This window comes from Microcoleus sp. Pol17C6 (assembly GCF_036701145.1).
Lineage (GTDB): Bacteria > Cyanobacteriota > Cyanobacteriia > Cyanobacteriales > Microcoleaceae > Microcoleus.
In genome coordinates this window covers 8,428-26,394 of record NZ_JAUBQH010000020.1, presented here as the reverse complement: position 1 = coordinate 26,394, position 17,967 = coordinate 8,428, and the positions used below count along the sequence as shown (strand labels likewise).

The 17,967-nt window shown below is 45.0% G+C and carries 14 protein-coding genes; 8 read left to right on the top strand and 6 right to left on the bottom strand.

Annotation, left to right across the window (positions count from 1 at the left end):
* Positions 1-199: 199 nt before the first annotated feature.
* Entirely contained in the window at positions 200-1,780 is a 1,581-nt protein-coding gene (locus QUA25_RS12325; protein ID WP_333038056.1) for a photosystem II high light acclimation radical SAM protein, read from the top strand.
* 460 nt (positions 1,781-2,240) lie between these two features.
* On the top strand, positions 2,241-2,735 hold the full coding sequence (locus tag QUA25_RS12320; RefSeq protein WP_333038053.1) for a hypothetical protein: 495 nt from the start codon (positions 2,241-2,243) through the stop codon (positions 2,733-2,735).
* A 133-nt stretch (positions 2,736-2,868) separates the two neighbouring features.
* Here the strand turns inward: QUA25_RS12320 and QUA25_RS12315 are convergent, their stop codons facing one another.
* From QUA25_RS12315 to ntcA, 3 genes are all read right to left on the bottom strand, one after another.
* Entirely contained in the window at positions 2,869-3,264 is a 396-nt protein-coding gene (locus QUA25_RS12315) for a pre-16S rRNA-processing nuclease YqgF (RefSeq protein WP_333038052.1), read from the bottom strand.
* 29 nt (positions 3,265-3,293) lie between these two features.
* Positions 3,294-4,976 carry a DUF3084 domain-containing protein gene (locus QUA25_RS12310; RefSeq protein ID WP_333038050.1) on the bottom strand — a complete coding sequence of 561 codons (1,683 nt, stop codon included), beginning with the start codon at positions 4,974-4,976 and terminating at the stop codon, positions 3,294-3,296.
* Positions 4,977-5,053: 77 nt separating this feature from the next.
* Complete coding sequence (gene ntcA, locus QUA25_RS12305) at positions 5,054-5,719, bottom strand: global nitrogen regulator NtcA (protein WP_006634020.1); 666 nt, start codon at positions 5,717-5,719, stop codon at positions 5,054-5,056.
* Between the two features lie 330 nt (positions 5,720-6,049).
* Here ntcA and fabI point away from each other — a divergent pair, with 330 nt between their 5' ends.
* Together fabI and hisB are read left to right on the top strand one after the other, a co-directional pair.
* On the top strand, positions 6,050-6,826 hold the full coding sequence (fabI, locus tag QUA25_RS12300; RefSeq protein WP_333038047.1) for an enoyl-ACP reductase FabI: 777 nt from the start codon (positions 6,050-6,052) through the stop codon (positions 6,824-6,826).
* A gap of 211 nt (positions 6,827-7,037) precedes the next feature.
* Positions 7,038-7,676: an imidazoleglycerol-phosphate dehydratase HisB gene (gene hisB, locus QUA25_RS12295; protein ID WP_190657741.1), complete on the top strand. Its 639-nt coding sequence runs from the start codon at positions 7,038-7,040 to the stop codon at positions 7,674-7,676.
* A gap of 45 nt (positions 7,677-7,721) precedes the next feature.
* On the opposite strand, the gene QUA25_RS12290 is transcribed toward hisB, so the two are convergent.
* The 3 genes from QUA25_RS12290 to QUA25_RS12280 form a co-directional block, all read right to left on the bottom strand.
* On the bottom strand, positions 7,722-8,672 hold the full coding sequence (locus QUA25_RS12290) for a PmeII family type II restriction endonuclease (RefSeq protein ID WP_333038044.1): 951 nt from the start codon (positions 8,670-8,672) through the stop codon (positions 7,722-7,724).
* A 74-nt stretch (positions 8,673-8,746) separates the two neighbouring features.
* Positions 8,747-9,586 carry a TdeIII family type II restriction endonuclease gene (locus tag QUA25_RS12285; RefSeq protein WP_333038041.1) on the bottom strand — a complete coding sequence of 280 codons (840 nt, stop codon included), beginning with the start codon at positions 9,584-9,586 and terminating at the stop codon, positions 8,747-8,749.
* A 151-nt stretch (positions 9,587-9,737) separates the two neighbouring features.
* Positions 9,738-12,947, bottom strand: coding sequence for a glycoside hydrolase family 15 protein (locus tag QUA25_RS12280; RefSeq protein WP_333038038.1), 3,210 nt, complete (start codon positions 12,945-12,947; stop codon positions 9,738-9,740).
* A gap of 111 nt (positions 12,948-13,058) precedes the next feature.
* On the opposite strand from QUA25_RS12280, the gene QUA25_RS12275 reads away from it, so the two are divergent.
* The 4 genes from QUA25_RS12275 to QUA25_RS12260 form a co-directional block, all read left to right on the top strand.
* On the top strand, positions 13,059-13,196 hold the full coding sequence (locus QUA25_RS12275; RefSeq protein ID WP_333038037.1) for a hypothetical protein: 138 nt from the start codon (positions 13,059-13,061) through the stop codon (positions 13,194-13,196).
* A gap of 207 nt (positions 13,197-13,403) precedes the next feature.
* Complete coding sequence (locus QUA25_RS12270) at positions 13,404-14,135, top strand: WecB/TagA/CpsF family glycosyltransferase (protein WP_333038036.1); 732 nt, start codon at positions 13,404-13,406, stop codon at positions 14,133-14,135.
* 241 nt (positions 14,136-14,376) lie between these two features.
* Positions 14,377-16,152, top strand: a complete 1,776-nt coding sequence (locus tag QUA25_RS12265) for an AAA-like domain-containing protein (RefSeq protein WP_333038034.1) — start codon at positions 14,377-14,379, stop codon at positions 16,150-16,152.
* Positions 16,152-17,967 (top strand): AAA-like domain-containing protein (locus QUA25_RS12260; RefSeq protein WP_333038032.1); only part of this gene is annotated, 1,816 nt, incomplete at its 3' end. The genes QUA25_RS12265 and QUA25_RS12260, both read left to right, overlap by 1 nt.

Here is a 17,967-nt window from a genome sequence, read left to right as displayed (position 1 = left end):
GCCAAAATACGCTGTATTGACTTAAAAATTAGCTTTTTTCTGCTGCCGTCGCCGATCGACACCAACAAGCTCGGCCTTGAGCCAAATAGAAAAATTTAAGAATATTTAATGTCAAATTGCGAAAATTAGACATATTGTAAAGTTATATTAAAAGAATATTAACATAGCTGAAAAAGTTCCACTTTAGGATATGGCAATCATGGAAAACCGAGAAAACCGAGTCCTGTACGTCCGCCTCCCTTGCAATCCTATTTTCCCGATCGGAGTTGTCTATCTTTCGGATCACGTACACAAGCTGTTTCCCGATGTCCAACAGCGCATTTTTGATTTAGGTGCCGTACCCCCCCTGGATTTCGCTAAAGCTTTAGATGCCAGCATAGACGAGTTTAAGCCGACTCTGCTGGTTTTCTCTTGGCGGGACATTCAAATTTACGCGCCCGTGGGCGGCAGGGGCGGCAACCCGCTGCAAAATGCCTTCGAGTTTTACTACGCCAAAAATCCGCTGATCAAGTTCCGGGGAGCACTCGGAGGACTGCGTTTAGCCGCGTCTTACTACACCGAACTCTGGCGCAATTTGGGACTGATTAAGCGCGGATTGAAGCGGGCGCGGAAATACCGCCCCGAAGCTCGTGCAGTGGTCGGCGGTGGTGCTGTGAGCGTGTTTTACGAGCAGTTGGGACGCAGTTTGCCGGCGGGAACTGTGGTTTCGGTGGGGGAAGGCGAAGCTTTGCTGGAGAAGTTAATTAAGGGCGAAGATTTGGCAGAGGAAAGATGTTATGTGGTGGGAGAAACCGTGCCGCGCGCGAAGCTAATTCACGAAAAGCCAGCCAACATCGAGAAAACTGCTTGCGACTATAACTACATCGAAACCATTTGGCCGGAATTTTCCTATTATCTACAAGATATGGACTTCTACGTCGGAGTCCAAACCAAACGCGGCTGTCCTCATAATTGCTGTTACTGCATTTATACGGTGATTGAAGGCAAGCAAGTGCGGATCAATCCGGCGGATGAGGTGGTGGCGGAGATGCGGCAATTGTACGATCGAGGTATCCGCAATTTCTGGTTTACCGACGCTCAATTTATCCCAGCACGCAAATTCATCGACGATGCAGTTGAATTATTGCAAAAAATCATCGCCGCCGGTATGGATGACATACACTGGGCCGCTTACATCCGTGCGGACAATCTCACACCCGAGTTGTGCGATTTGATGGTAAAAACGGGGATGAATTACTTTGAAATCGGCATCACCAGCGGTTCCCAGGAACTGGTTCGGAAAATGCGGATGGGCTACAACTTGCGAGTAGTTTTAGAGAATTGCCGCGATTTAAAAGCCGCCGGTTACAACGATGTGGTTTCAGTTAATTACTCGTTTAACGTCATTGACGAAACCTTTGAAACTATCCGGCAAACTATTGCTTATCACCGAGAATTAGAGCGAATTTTCGGTGCGGATAAAGTAGAACCCGCTATTTTCTTTATCGGGTTGCAGCCGCACACAATTTTGGAAGAATACGCCTTTAAAAAGGAGATTCTGCAACCTGGTTACGATCCCATGAGCTTGATGCCTTGGACAGCGCGCAAGTTGCTGTGGAATCCAGAGCCTTTGGGTTCGTTTTTCGGACAGATTTGTTTAGAAGCTTGGCAGCGGAATTCCAATGATTTCGGCCGCGAAGTGATGGCAATTTTGGAGGAAAAACTCGGCTGTGCGGATTTGGAAGAGGCATTAACCGCGCCTGTGGAAATCAAAGACAAACAGTTGGCAGCAGTTAATTAATTACCAGGTTCGCAGTCATGACGACGGTTATTTAAAAAATGGGAAATAGGAGGAAAAATGTATCTTCTGTTTCCCTTTTTATTATTCACTAAATAGCTAAGCGCCAATAAAAAATTACTGTGTAACTGAGTCAGTTCGCGATCGCATGGGAGGCGAGAAACCCGGTTTCTAGGAAAATCAAAGGTTTAGTAACGAGAAATATATGAAGAAACCGGGTTTCTCAGATCAGCGTGAACAAGTCATAAAATCTTAAAAATGTCATCAATGCAAGAGATTGCTTTCCTGCGATCGCATTGACATACTTATGTATTTTCACTGGTGTAGGGGGCACAGTTCGCACCTTAGTTAAACCGACAGTGTACCGTGTTCCTGCAGCTTTCACCTGTGATATTAAATATTATTAATATCCAGCAAAGATCGCTTAAGATGTAATTATATAGTTAAAACCAGGAGTGACAAGATGTTTGATAAATATAGAGTTAAGAGCATTAAAGGAGTAGTTCTAGTTATGGCAGGCATTAGTGCGATTCCCTACCCTTCGGGAACCACTACGGGGAACGGGATAGCTTCGCTTCACGGCTTTTTGACAGCCTCAGCAGAAGCCACTCCACTAAATCAACCGATTGGCAAAGTTCGGGCGATCGCACCCAACACTTTGGGCAATAATCAACCGCTGCAAATTGCTCAAGTTGAGGGATGTCCGAGGGCCGAAATGGTGCAATTTTTCGCAACGCCCAACTTTTCTATATACATTTGCAAAACCCAGGAAGGCGATATTTTTTACCGCGGCCTCAGCAAAATAAATGGCAGCCAAATCAATGTCATGCAAGTAACGACAGGTGACGACGGAACTTATGAAGCGACTAACGGCAATATTATCTATTCGATTAACCCGCAACGCCTGCAAGTCCGCCAGAATGGCAAGGTAATCTTGACGGAAGCTGTCATCAAGTAACTCTAACTGTTATTTAATGATAAATTCACTAAATTTAGGGTGTATTTTATTTAAGTTAAAAATTCAATAGCAGCAGAAACATATTGATTCTTTAATAATGAAATAGAATCTGTGGTAAAGCTGATAAAATTGACTAACTTTTTTTCAAATATCTCTCAATCAAGACGATCGCCACTATATCATCTACCGGCCGTGGCGGAGTCCGCATCCCCTGGGGAATCAAGCGAGAAAGTCCCGTCGGAGGGTACATTTCCCAGTAGCGTTCCTTGGCTTCCAAACTGCTGAACCTCTCGTCAACCCGAACAATTTCGATCTCCGGCGACAAACTTTGCGTCAGTTTTTGTTTCCAACTTTTGGAAGTCGTTTGATCTCCCATGACTAATAACTCAATGGGAAACTGTTCGCACAAAGATTGAATAGTAGATATCGCTGCTTCCGACAACACAACTTGATGGTAGCAGACGCTTCTGTCTCTACCCATGACGGCGATGCCGCATTTGTCTTTACCTGGGTCGAAACCTAAAATCATAGCCAGTTACCCATTATTAATTACCAACTTTATTTTTTTATTTTCAAGTCTCCTGGGCCTGGTTTTTGTTGTCCGGTGCGGAAAACAACGGCTCCGTTTTCAAGAGCAACTAAATCTATTTTAAGCGGGCCGGCGATGTAAGTGACATCTGTGGCGATCGCCTGAACGTCCAGCGGTTTCTCGTACTGCTGCAATCGCTCGATAAAACCAGCCAAAGTTTCAATCTGATTGTCGGCCACTTGAACTCTACCGCCGACAACACCGATCAGGCGAGCGCGAAATTGACAAGCTTCTATCAATTGCAGCAACTGCTGCCGCACCTGTTCGTCGGTCAAAGTCACCGGATCGACAGCAACCCCTGCAATCACATCTCCAGCGCGGAAAACCACTCGATTGATTTCTGCTTCTGCAAATACCTTAATTACCTTTTCTTCCCGCAGGTAATTAGCGCCGGCGACAATCCGCACCACGTAGTCTTGACCGTCTTTAATTTGACTAATGAGTTGATCGATTTCTGCTTTAGTAATTTGAATAACCTGCTCCCTAACCTTTCTATTTTCCGGCTGCATGAGTCCGACAGTGGTTTTATTTGCTTCTTGCAAAAGCCGATCGATCGCGCGACTCGCCATACCGGGTTCAATAATGCGAACGACGCCAGCAGCTAAAATTTGACCGCGCCTGATGGCAACTGTACCCTCGCGGATTGCCTGAAAATCGCGTTCCAAAAGTTGCACTTGCTGCTGCAATAAAGTTTGTTGCTGTTCGAGTTGAGTTTGTTGCTGTGCCAAGGTTTCTAAGAGTGCTTCCCTCTCGGCAATTACTTTGTCGCGCTCGACAATAGTTCGATCGCGCTCGGCGAGATTTTGCACCCGCTGGGCAATTTCCTTGTCCCGCTGGGCAATTAGTTCGTTGCGATCGACAATTTCCTTGTCCCGCTGGGCAATTTCTGCGTCTCGCTTGGCAATTTCTCGATCGCGCTGGGCAATTTGAGTTTTTACCTGGTCGATTAACTCTTGGCGCTCTTCTTGCAGTTGGGCGATTTCCGAGCCTAAAGTCGTTTTTTGAGCAGAAACTGTTTTCAATTGGTTCTCGGTGCGATCGAGCTGAGCTTTTGTACTTGATCGGGCCGTTTCAACCAGTTTCAATTGTTCTTCGGTGCGGGATTTAGCTGCTTCCACGCTGCTGAGCTGTTCTTCTGTCTTAGATTTAGCCGCTTCTACCTGACTTAACTGCTCTTCAGTTTTAGACTTGGCTGCTTGCACGCTGTTGAGCTGGGCCCGCAGCGAGTTTAATTTTGTTTGCGTCCGAGCTTGCTCAGCATTAGCTGCTTGGAGCGATTGATTAATTTGCTCTAAATTGGCTCTAGCTTGCGCTTGAGCGGCTCTGGCTTGAGCTAATTCACTTTCAACTCGATTTTTTTCTTGAGTGGCTTGGTTGATTTCTCTGCGGGCGTTGTTGAGCCTTTTTTGAATCTCGTCTATTCTAAAAACTCCCGTTCGCAGCGGCTTGCTAGTAGCAAACAAAATGCCCAGAGTCAGTGCTGACAGGATGCTGCCAGCCATCACTGTCACAACAACAGCAGTATCGCGGGGGCGAAGTTTGAACAAGCTCAACCTTGCCTTGCCGACTTTCGTCCCAAGGCGATCGCTGACAGTGGCGATCACACCCCCTAACACTAAAATTACAAATACCAGGATGTATCCAGCAGTCATTCCGATTTTAGATTTTGGATTTTGGATTTTGGATTGAATCTAAAATCCAAAATCCAAAATCGCATACTTTCTCGGCATCAAGTGAATTGCTGGCTTAAAGCCACCGGGTTGTGGACTGTGATCTTTTTCTTGTGGATCGAGATCATGGTTTCTTGTCTGAGATCCCCGAGCAAACGAGTCACAGTTACCCGTGTCGAGCCGATCGCTTCGGCGATCGCCTGGTGGGACAGCTTCAAATCTATCGTAATCCCCTCTGTACCGGGCACGCCAAAATCCCGGCACAGAATCAGCAAAAAGCTGACGAGTCTCGAACCCATATCTCGGTGCGCCAGCGTTTCAATCATCATCTCGGTTTGCAAAATCCGAGACGACAGTCCCCGCAGCATCACCATCGAGAGTTCCGGGTCTTCCTTGAGCGCTTTCTCGACTTGTTCGATCGGCAGCGAGATCAATTCCACCGGCGTAAAGGCTACCGCGTGGTAAAACCTGTCCGATCGGTGTCCCGTAATCAGAGACAGCACCCCAAATACGCTATTTTCGCGCAGGAGGGCGACTGTAATTTCTTCCCCTGCTTCGTACACCCTGGAGAGCTTCACAGCACCTCTAATGAGAACGTAGACGCGCTCAGCCGGGTCTCCAGGGAAAAAAATTGTCTTGCCCCGTTCAAAGGTTTCCACAATGGGTGGAAACGCCCCGCCGCTGATTTGGCGGAACACGGCTGCTAGCGGTCTATCATGCGTCACGACTAGATCCTTTGTACTAATCAATACTTTATAACTTGCCGATTAACCTTATTGAGTAAAATATACTGCCCAACCTCCAATATCCAAGGATTCGGTTACTTCCATCTAATGTTAAGGTAAACACGCACTGTATGATTAAATCTAGCCCTTCTCTTAACTTTTTCAATTCCGCCCCCATGTAGCTCCACAGCAAAATTAATATCAATTGTGTCTCAATTGTGTCTCAATTGTGTCTGGATCAGTTAAAGCTGAATCAGTTGTGTCTAAACTGCCGGGGTTGTCGCAGAGAGCCAATGAGAACGGTGCTAGTTGCTTCTAGAAGAAATACAGATGATAGATTTGACCGGAAAAAATGCTCTTGTTACGGGCATTGCCAACAATCGCTCGATCGCGTGGGGTATCGCTCAGCAGCTCCACAAAGCTGGGGCTAACCTCGGCATAACTTATTTGAAGGACGAGAAAGGCAAGCACGAGCGCAAAGTCGCTGAACTGGTGGAACCGCTCAATCCCAGTCTGTATTTGCCCTGCAATGTCCAAGACGAGAGCGAAATTGAGTCTACTTTTCAAACCATCGCCGACAAGTGGGGCAAGTTAGATATCTTGATCCACTGTCTGGCTTTTGCCGGCAAGGACGAACTTTCGGGAGATTTCACCAACACATCGCGCCAAGGTTTCTCCAATGCTTTGGATATTAGCGCTTACTCGCTGGTGCGGCTTTGTGCTGCTGCTAAACCGCTGATGGCCGAGGGCGGCAGTATTGTGACCCTGACTTATTTGGGCGGCGTCCGGGTAGTTCCTAACTATAATGTGATGGGAATTGCTAAGGCGGCTTTGGAAATGAATGTTCGCTATCTGGCTGCTGAACTGGGCCCGTTAAATATTCGGGTAAATGCGATTTCTTCTGGCCCGATTCGGACTCTGGCTTCGTCAGCAGTTGGCGGTATTCTGGACATGATCCATCACGTTGAGGAAGTGGCGCCGCTGCGGCGGACGGTGACTCAGCAGGAAGTGGGAAATGCTGCGGCTTTTCTGTGCAGCAATCTCGCTAGCGGGATTACGGGTCAAGTTTTGTATGTCGATGCCGGTTACGAAATCATGGGGATGTAACGGTAGTCGAGAGTTGTGAGTTATGTAGGGGCGGGTTTAGACAATAAACTTTAACTTTAACAAGTAAGTTTTATGCAAAAGCCGCCCCTTTCGATAGTTTTGAGTTTTGCTTGCATAATTCTCTTAACTAAACATTTGAGAATTAGCGCTTATCAAGCTGTAATCTTCAATTACTAATTATCAATAACTAATGAATGACCAATTGCGAATTATGGAGATAATCGATCGCCCTTCTGTACCTCCTGCAACTTCAGTTCAACCAGCTAGGGCCGCCTTGGTGAAACGCACGACACTAGAAACGGATGTCACGGCCAGCCTCAATCTCGACGGTGTGGGAACTTGCAAGGCGTCTACGGGGATTCCGTTTTTAGACCATATGTTGCACCAGATTGCTTCTCACGGATTGATCGATTTGGACGTGCAGGCGATCGGTGATTTGGAGATTGACGACCACCACACGAACGAAGACGTGGGAATTACTTTAGGCCAAGCGCTAGCAAAAGCTGTCGGGGATCGATCGGGCATTTCTCGCTTCGGGCATTTCATCGCACCTTTGGATGAAGCTTTAATTGAGGTAGTGCTAGATTTTTCGGGACGCCCTCACTTAAGTTACAGCTTGGAAATTCCCAACCAGCGGATCGGCACTTACGATACCGAATTAGTGAAAGAGTTTTTTTCGGCGGTGGTGAACCACACTCAAATGACACTGCACATTCGACAGTTGCAGGGCGGAAATTCTCATCACATTGTAGAAGCGGCGTTCAAAGCATTTGCGCGAGCTCTGCGGATGGCGGTAGAAATCGATCCGCGCCGCGCCAGCCGGATTCCGAGTTCTAAAGGAGTTTTGTAGTTTGGGGTTTGCAGTAGCGCTTCTGGGCTACTGCAAAGCTGTAAATCAAAATATATCTGCTATATAGTTAAAAACACCTTGACTTCCCTCACCGTACTTTCCGATAAATTCAGCGATTAGTCGATCGCTACACCTTTCTATAGCTTCAGCAATAGAACTTTGTGCTAAAACTTGACTGGCGGATAGACGCAAAACTTCAAACAAATTGACAGTGAAATCAGTATCTTCACTGACAAAATCCCACAGTTCTCGACCTATTAAAGTTATCATTTCCGAATTAGGCAAAATTTGCTTCAGCAAACCAAGTGTTACAGTTTTATTAGTTCTTTTGCCGTAAGCTATACCAATATAAGCGCGATCGCCCTCGTTAATTTTTTCCTCAATTTTCGCAGCCCAATATACTATCTGGTCTTTATCCATATCATTCGGGCCACTTTTTACCTGTATCCAGCATTTCTCGCCATCACTGGTAGTTTTAATTGCGTCCCATCCTGACTCTTCCGGTGGACTTTCTGCACTTTCAGAGCAAGATATCAATAGTTTTTGAATAAAAAATCCCATTGATGTGACAATAAACCTAGTAGCCGTCATATAAACATTAAGCCTGACAACTTCTTCTGGAGTGTCCAGATTTAACGCCCTGATTAAAAATGGGTTGGGATGAATTTTCCCTAAAGTCAGATTTTCCACCATAACTAGCTGTCGCCCAGTAAAATCTCGACAAATGCTGGCTAAAAAATTTTCAGCGATCGTAAGTTGCAGCGAAAGCTTGCCTGAAGATATAAAGGCTAAAATGCCTTCAATCTCATCGGGAGTAAATCTCAGCGCTCTTTTGCCAGATATGCTGCTAATGCCGTTTATGAGCGTTTCTGCTTGTAAGTTAATAAATTCTTCTAACTCCGCAAAGTGACTGGCGAAAGATCGAGACTTTCTGGCTGACAATCCTACTTCTTTTTCTAAAACAAATGCTAATAATTCATGAAGTTGCTCTGACACTTTTATTTCTCCTAAACTCGGCTTTAAATATTACTTAAACTCAAAGAGAAACCTGAGAAGAAATTCGTGCTTTACTAAAATCCAAAAGCAAGAGCATCAAGCATATGCTTACCCTTCTCCCGCCCCACTTCTTGATATATATCCAAAAGTTCTTCGTAGGCAGTCTCTCCCCCTATAATATTCCAAAACTCATGTCCCATAATGACAGCTTGTTCAAAAGGGGTGTACTTCCTTGCCACTGACCATTTATAATCTGAACGATTTGGCCCGTAAGGATTGTAAGCCATAGCATAATAAGATTGAGCATCTGGCCGAGACAGTCCGCACAGTAAATGATACCTCAGCAGGCGTTGAATTACCTCCAAGCATTGTCCTTTGTTGGGTTTCGATCCTTTAATTTCAAAGAAAAATTTCCTCCCGTCACGGGATAGCACGTACAAATCTGCTTTGACCGATCGCCTAACTAAATGGTTAGTTTTTTGAGCCTCAAGAACAGCTTCTATCATTTTTTCAAAACCAGGTTTAGTTGCATTCTTGTCTGCTGACTGCTCGAATAGCGCTATCTGACGCTCAATTTCATTGACAGCCTCTATGCTAACTTCTCCAGAAATTTCATAGCTTCTGCTTGCTTCTTGGTGATGTTCCAAAGCAATGAGTTTTGCACATTCTTCATATGTTGTCCCCAAGCTGCTGCTGAAACCTCTTTCAAACTCGTTAATCCGTAGCAATTCTGAGGGCATAATAGCAGCCTGAAACGGTTTCAGTTGACCTTTAGAGGATTTGCATGATAAATATGCTGCTGGAATATCAAGTTTCGGTATTAGCCGTCCTCTGTATTCATTGACAAGGTTTTCGATGAAGACTTCTAAGTAAGCTTTGATTATGACGCGGGTAGTTGAGCTAATAGCTGACATTTTTTACTGCAAATATTCAGTTTACTGGACTTGTGACAAAACTGTGAGACAAAATCAAGCTTACTCCCTTATTTCTTAGTCAGCTTGGAGTGGACTTCGTTGCTGTAGGGGCAATCCCCCCGTGGTTGCCCAGTTTCAACCGCCGAACAATCTATCCAAACTTCGTCAAGAACCGGAAAGCATCGAGTACGTGACTCGCGCAAACGTAAGGCGAAGTATTGTAAAAAGCTTGCCAAGCCGCCGCTTTATCTTCGTCGTATTTATCGGCTCTTTCCGGGTATTTTCCTTGCCAATTCAGGCGCACTGCGTGACCGACTAATACATCTAAAACGATGTATTCTTCTACTTGTAAATCTGGGTTACGCTGGGCGATCGCCGCCAACTCCATCAGCGCCTCAATATTGACTTGTCGGTATTCCGGCGCCACAATCTTATTCAGCAAATGCTCGATTTGTAGCGCGAAATTCTTTTCGCCCGGCGTCATTTCCGATAAAATGATATGGCTATCTAAGCGATTGCGCCGCTCTAATTTGTCGCCAATTATCAAGCCTTTGCAGTGCCGCAGGAGTCCCCAAACACTCGGATAAAAATCCTTGGGCACGCGATTGACAGTACCTTCCATCTGCCGCTTCCGCCGCCATCCTCCCCCAGGCATTTGCGGTTCTTCGGAAACAGGCGCTACTACCCATTCAATATCTTTTTCCGCCTGTTTGACGCGCAGGGATTCTTGCTGTTTAAGGATTTGATTCATTTCCTCGTATTCTGTCAACACTTGGCGCAGGCGATTTTTGATTTCAAAGGGACTTAGCTGCATTAAATGTTCGTAAGCTTCATTTTGCGTAACTCCCAATTCGCGCGCCAACTCGCTTGTTAACAGCAGAATAAAGTAGCTAACTCTCAGTGTCAGCAAACCTTTAAATAAATGCGGTTCGGCTTTAATTAACAGGCCGAGGTAGATGAGAACTTCTTGAGTTAGAACTCGATCGCGAATATCTTCTCCGCAGAATTGGCGAATTTTGTCCATCACTTCGGTGTAGGAACCGGGGCGCGAAATCACCGAATCTTCGCTGTAGGCTTTACCCACAGCAATCTGCTTTTGTCGCACCAAAATGTCTGTCACCGCATCAGACAAGCTGATATCAACTTTGTCCAGCAAACCTGCGGCATGGCGGATGACTGCCCATTGGATTTTTGATTGCGAACTTTCTCCAGCTTTTGTATAAACTTCGTTGAGCAAATCCACAACTTGTACAGTGGGTTCCGCACCTCCAAATCCTGTATCAAAATTTAATCCTTTGAGTCTAACTAAGGTGTGCAACAACTCAATTTGTTCGTACAAATTTTCTGAATCTCGCAGGCTAGTTAGCAAGAAGTGAGTATTAGTTTCGCACTCTAATTTAAATTCTTGCGTGTGACCCAAAGGCCAAGTTTTTTCAGGATTGTAAGTTAGATATCGGCGCGTTTCAACTGCACCTGTCACCGGAGATTCGGTAAATTCAAAATCGTGCATGAAATCAATTTTTTCGGTGCCAGCAGTCAGCATTAACTGCTTAAGATTTCCGAGTTTAACGGGCGTGTTGTTACAGTGTCCATCCCGGAATTCCTTCATTAATTCTAACAACGCTTCCCGACCGGTTTCCAGCATCGTGTGAGTCAGCATCAGCGTTACCGTAGGGCGTCCCAACTGATACCAGTGCCGGTGAATGTGAGCTATTTCGCTCTTGATTTGAGCTACTAAAAAATGGTAATCTAAAGTTAAGTAAAACTCTTGTCTGTTCAAAAATGAAGGGAGAAATACGATCGCCTCTTCGCGAATTTTAAACACCCGAGAAGTTGTTAAACTCCGCAAACGGCGCACGGGGCGGCCCGTTAAGCCTAATTGGTCGTTGCGGCCAATTTGCGTGTAAATAGCTGATAATTCTTTAGTCTGGCGGACTTGAATTGGTTCTACCTGTTTTGGGGTTTGTGCGGCAATGCCGTTAGCGGCTAATTCTGCTTGCAAATCTTCGTCTTCAGCTAACAGTGCAATTTGCACTAAAGGTTCTCTGTGTTGGCCCACTGACAGGTGCCTTCCCAGCGGGTCGATGTCGCCAACTGCGATTAATCCTTCGTTCAGCAATTGACCGAGAAAATACAGACTTTGCGCCCAAACCAGGGGAATATTTTCATTAGGTAAGCGCTGCTGGCTGCGGGGATTTAGCTTTTCTGCTTCTATATTTTCGGCGGGGACGTAGTACAATTCTGGTAGCAGCGGCAAACCAGAGCGATCAACTGCTAGAGATTCCAAACGCTGCTGGTACTCCTGCACTTGGGCTTGATTTCCCTGAAATATGCCGTCCAACAATAAATAAGTGAAAAATAGCGGCCACTCGCATTCAATGTGCTCGAACTGCCTTAATTCTGTGGGTTCGTAGTGCAGGCGATCGGCATCTTCCAAAACTGTTTGGTGTCCGTCCCGCAGAAACCGCTTGCAGCCGTATTTTCCTTGCAATTTGTCAATAATCTTATTTCTAGTCCGTTCTATTAATTCTCGATCTTCCACAGCAAAAGCCGGAAAACTAATCACACTCAATAAAGCGGCATCTACTTCTTTTGAACTAGATTCGCGAGGCAAAAGCGATTCCAAAGTAATGCGACTTCTGGCAATTTCGTCTGGCAAAACGTGAATAACTGACGCTTGAGAACCTTGAATACCGAACAAATCCAAGCCATTTATTGCTTCCAGCGCTGCTTTTGCCATGCCAACTGAACTGGCGTTCAATTCTGCATTGCCGCGATTGATTTTATGACCTCTTTCCCAAATTCCGTAATCCGGCGTGCGGTAGGCTCTACCGATGTAGTAAACTAAATTTTGCACGAAATTGACTTCATCTATTGTAAAAATTACGTGCAGCCCGGAAGCCGTCATTTGAGCAAGAATTAATAAGAATATAGATGTAGCGTCTAACTGTAAATGTCCCCACTTGTCATCACCTACAACAATACTTCCAGTTTGAGTATTGTATTTAGCGTGCAGGGCATCTAGGGGCGACTGAGTATTTTTAAAATGTTCTACTTTGCTCGATTGCTGCATCATCGCAAACAGCAAGCCGCGCATCAGTTTGACTGTGCTGTGTTCTAGTTCAAATGTTCTGCCCTGATCTCCATCAATTTTGCGGTAAGCTAAACCCAAACCCCAAACCGCGAGAATGCTGTACACGTTGTCGCGCACCCAGGCATCGGTGTAGTCGCCGTGGGCGTTAACGGCGGTACTCGCCGGCAGCAAACCAGTAATTGGATTTTGGCGCTTGAGGATGATGTTTTTGATTTGCTGGTAGTAATAATCCAACCTGGTTTGCCGCTGGGTTTTTGCGATCGCCATTTCGTTTTCCTTGTTTTTCCTGATGCGAGTAGATTTGCGGTGAATAGACTTTTAAATATATCAGAGATTAGATCATTTCTCAAGTTATCCAAACACAAGAAGGTAATTGCCATGTCTACCCAAAACCACAATAATAACAGCGTTCCTTTCGTGAAAGTTGTCTACTCTACAGTGAAAATTAATGGTAAAATTGAGCTAGTACCGATGGAATGGTACGCAGACGGATCAGTCAAAAAAATCGAACGCTAATGCTCGATCGCACTTGGCTGGCCAACTCTAATGAACTTGGGCAACCCGTCGCTTACAAAAAAACCGGTTTCTGGGCCACCGAACGATGACTTAACAGACTTTTGGTGGCACAAACCGGGTTTTTTGCGTCCAAAAGTGGTCTAGCATCGATCGCCAATCTCAGCTAATTTAAATAACTAGGTGTGTAGGAATCTCAAAGAAAAAAATATGGATGGATCGCGCCCGCAATTTTCAGTGCTGGGATTACCAGTTCACATATTAGAGGATTATGCAGGTTGGCTGATGCAGCGCCTGCATCAAGGGTTAGGAAGTCACGTCGTGACGCTGAATGCTGAAATGGCGATGCAAGCCGAGCAAAATCAGGCTTTAGCAGATGTAATCCGCAAAGCGGAACTGGTGATTCCCGACGGTTCGGGAGTGGTGCTGTACTTGCGGCTGCGTGGCAAACCGGCACAGCGCTATCCGGGGATTGAATTAGCAGAATCGCTGCTACAACAAGCCGGAAAATTGCCTGATTCGGAACCACTATTTTTCTTTGGAGGTTCCCCAGGAGTGGCGGCTGCGGCGGCAGAAAATTGGCAACAAAAGGTTAACGGCTTGTCGATTGCTTCTCAACACGGTTATCTTTCTGCAGATGAAGAGAAAGACTTCCGTGAAAGCCTCAAACAAATGCAGCCCAAACTGATTTTTGTCGGCTTGGGAGTGCCTCGCCAAGAATTTTGGATTGCCGAACACCGACACCTTTGTCCTCAGTCAATTTGGGTGGGAGTTGGCGGCAGTTTTGATATTTGGGCGGGAACAAAAGACCGCGCGCCGGCTTGGTTTTGCGACAATCATTTAGAATGGCTGTACCGACTTTATCAAGAACCTTGGCGGTGGCGCAGGATGTTGGCTTTGCCACAGTTTGCATTGAAAGCTTTGGGGGATTTTCGAGCTTAAAAGTTCCCAATAGAATCGGGTTTACGGGTGTTATGGCTGATATTGCCGATCGCGCGTGAACCCGCGGCTACAATAATTGTGGTTAATTTCTCTGACATGGTACAGTATATTCCCGTAGAGCTGGTAAACTTAATCTAGTAAGTAGATCGGCATGAAAAAACAATAATATCTTGTATGGGCGATCGCGAGCCAATATCTATCAAAGGCCGCAGCAAAGCCTTGTCCTCTTCACTAGATATTCTTGGGGCCCAAAGGGAGTAATAGTGCATCACCTTTAGTCAAAGTCCCATTTATGAGTAGTTCCCCAAGAAAGAAAAAAACCATCTTGTTTTTGGCAGCTAACCCCAAAAACTCCACGCCCCTGCGCTTAGGTAAAGAAGTTCAAGAAATTGCCGATGGGTTGCAACGTTCTAAAAAGCGTGACAAATTTCAACTGGAGCAACAGTGGGCGGTGACGCCACGAGAAATGCAGCGAGCAGTCTTAGATTTTAATCCAGAAATTGTCCATTTTTCCGGACATGGTGCAGGAGAAGGCGGGTTAGCCCTTGAAGATGACACAGGACAAATTAAGCTGGTGAATGCAAAAGCATTAGCCGGCCTCTTTAAACTGTTTCAGGATCAAGTAGAGTGTGTGGTACTAAACGCTTGTTATTCAGAAGTGCAAGCCAAAGCCATCGCTGACTATATTCCTTATGTGATTGGCATGAACCAAGCCGTCGGTGATAATGCTGCCAGAGAATTCGCGGTAGGATTTTACGACGCATTGGGTGCCGGTAGAACTGTCGAATTCGCTTATGAATGGGGTTGTACCAGTATTAGTATGGCCGGCATTCCAGAAAAACTCACCCCGGTATTGAAGACAAAGCCTGATTCTCCTGTAGAGACAACAGTTGAAGAGACAGAGGCTTTAGAGACAGCAGTAAGCGAGAATGTTGAAGATTTACCAGTTGCGATTGAAAAAACCCGAGCCATTGCCTCACCCGCCATTTCAATTTCCAACTTAGATAACCCAGAAGGTTCTGTTAGCTTAGATTGTCAGCTATATATCTATCGTCCTCCCATCGAATCCGACTGCTACCAAACCATTCTCAAACCAGGAGCTTTGATCCGAGTAAAAGCACCCCGTCAAATGGGAAAAACCTCTTTATTACAGCGCATTCTGCACCAGGCAACAGAACAAGGACATCAGACTGCGTATTTAAACTTTCAATCTGCTGATGCAAGTTTTCTTACCAATATTGAGGAGTTGTTGCAGTGGTTCTGTGGCGACATCACCAATGAATTAAACTTAGAACATCGAGTAGCAGACTACTGGAAACAAGGCATGGGGAGCAAGCAAAAATGCGGCAACTATTTTCAGCGCTATCTGTTAGCAACCATTACTTCCCCCTTAACTTTGGGATTGGATGAAGTCGATCAAGTTTTTCAGTATCCTGAGATTGCCCAAGAATTCTTTGGATTACTGCGGGCGTGGCATGAAAAAGGGAAAAACGAACCAGCTTGGAAAAAACTGCGTTTAGTAATCTCCCATTCCAAAGAAGTTTATATTCCCCTCAATATCAACCAATCGCCGTTTAATGTCGGTTTACCAATTGAGTTGCCGGAATTCAACCCTCAACAAATTAATGAATTGGTACAAAAACATCAAGTGAATTGCTCGGAAAGTGAAATAGAACAACTCATAGGAATGGTAGACGGGCATCCTTACCTGTTAAGAAAAGCCCTTTATGAAATTGCTCGCGGTTCTTTGAACCTAAAACAATTTTTACAAATGGCACCTACAGAAGAAGGAATTTATGGCGATCATTTACGTCGCCATTTATTTAATGTCACTGACGATCCTAATTTGGAAGCAGCAATGAAACAAGTAATTGCTAGTTCCCATCCGGTACGATTAGAAGCAAATCTAGCGTTTAAACTTCGCAGTCTGGGTTTGGTGAAACTGCGGGGTAATGATGTAATTCCTCTGTGCAATCTCTACCGCCTTTATTTTAAAGATAGATTGGAAGTTCATTAATGAATGAAAAACCTGATTTACATTACGAATATCAAGTAGGTGGTAGCCTACCTGTAGATGCACCAACCTATGTTAGGAGACAAGCTGACCAAGATTTTTATGACGGATTAAAAGCCGGAGAATTTTGTTACGTTCTCAACTCGCGACAGATGGGAAAATCCAGCTTACGGGTGCAAACAATGGCTAGATTGCAGCAAGAAGGATTTGCCTGTGCTGCAGTTGATATTACAGCAATTGGTACTTCAGATATTAGTCCTAAAGAGTGGTATTTTGGCATCATTGACTCGCTGGTGAATAGTTTTGAACTTTACAATTATTTTGATTCCTATGAGTGGTGGATGAGTCACGAGTTGCTGTCTCCGATGCAACGCTTTAGCAAGTTTCTCGGAGAGGTATTACTAAAATTTATTAAAAACTCAATTGTTATCTTTATTGATGAAATTGATAGTGTATTGGCTTTACCGTTTAATATTGATGATTTTTTTGCCCTCATCCGAGATTGTTTTAACCAACGGGCAGATAAACCCGGCTATAACCGCTTGACTTTTGCTTTAATAGGGGTCGCAGCGCCTTCTGATTTAATTAGTAATCACCTTCGCACTCCCTTTAATATTGGGCGGGCAATTGAATTAACAGGCTTTCAAAAAACAGAAGCCAAACCTTTGGCTGTTGGATTAGAAACTCAAGCAGAAAATTCTCAAGCCTTGTTAGAATCGGTATTGTATTGGACTGGCGGACAGCCATTTTTAACGCAAAAAGTTTGTAAATTACTTCTCAATCATGCCAATTCTTCCTTAATCCGAGATCCGGCTGAGTGGGTAGCAAGTTTAGTTCGAGAAAAGGTGATAGAAAATTGGGAAGGGCAGGATGAACCCGAACATTTAAAGACGATTCGAGATCGCATTCTCCGCAGCGAACAACGAGCCAGCAGGCTGTTGGGGCTATATCAGCAAATTTTGCAACACAACGAAATCGCGGCTGATGATACGGCTGAACAAATGGAATTACGCTTAACTGGCTTAGTTGTTAAGCAATCCGGCAAACTGAAAGTTTATAACCCAATTTATCAGTCAGTGTTTAATCGAGATTGGGTAGAAAAACAATTAGCCAATCTCCGCCCCTATAGCGAAAGTTTTAAAGTTTGGATTGAGTCTGACTGTCAAGATGAATCGCGGCTGTTGCGGGGTCAGGCATTGCAAGAGGCTCAAACTTGGGCAGCAGGCAAAAGTTTGAGTGATTTAGATTATCAGTTTTTAAATGCCGGCAGGGAACTCCAACAACGGGAAGTTGAACGAGATTTAGAAACACAGAAACAAGCCAATCAACTTTTGACCGAGGCAAATCGAACGCTTACTCAAGCACAGCAAAAGGCATTAAAGATTAGAACGGTGACTTCGGTTGTGGCTGGGGTAGCTTTGTTCGTGGCGTTTGCAGCATCTTTTTTTACCTGGAAGCAAGTCACTGAGGCTAACAAGCAGGTCACTGAAGCTAACAAGCAAGTGGAGCAAGCTAATATTTTAGCCAATGTTCTCCAGGAAACAGCTTTTTCCAGTCAATCCTTGAGTTTTGGGCAAACTTTTCAAGCTCTGTTGGAAGCCTTAAAAGCAGGACGAACCTTCAAACAAATCGAGGCTTCAGCCGAGACAACAAAAGATGTGAAAGGACAAGTGATACCTGCGCTGCAAAAAGCTGTTTTTGAAGTCAAAGAGCGCAATAGTTTGGAAGGCCATAGCAGTTGGGTCTGGAGTGTCGCCTTTAGCCCAGATGGCAAAACCTTGGCTTCAGCCAGCGATGACAAGACGATAAAACTGTGGA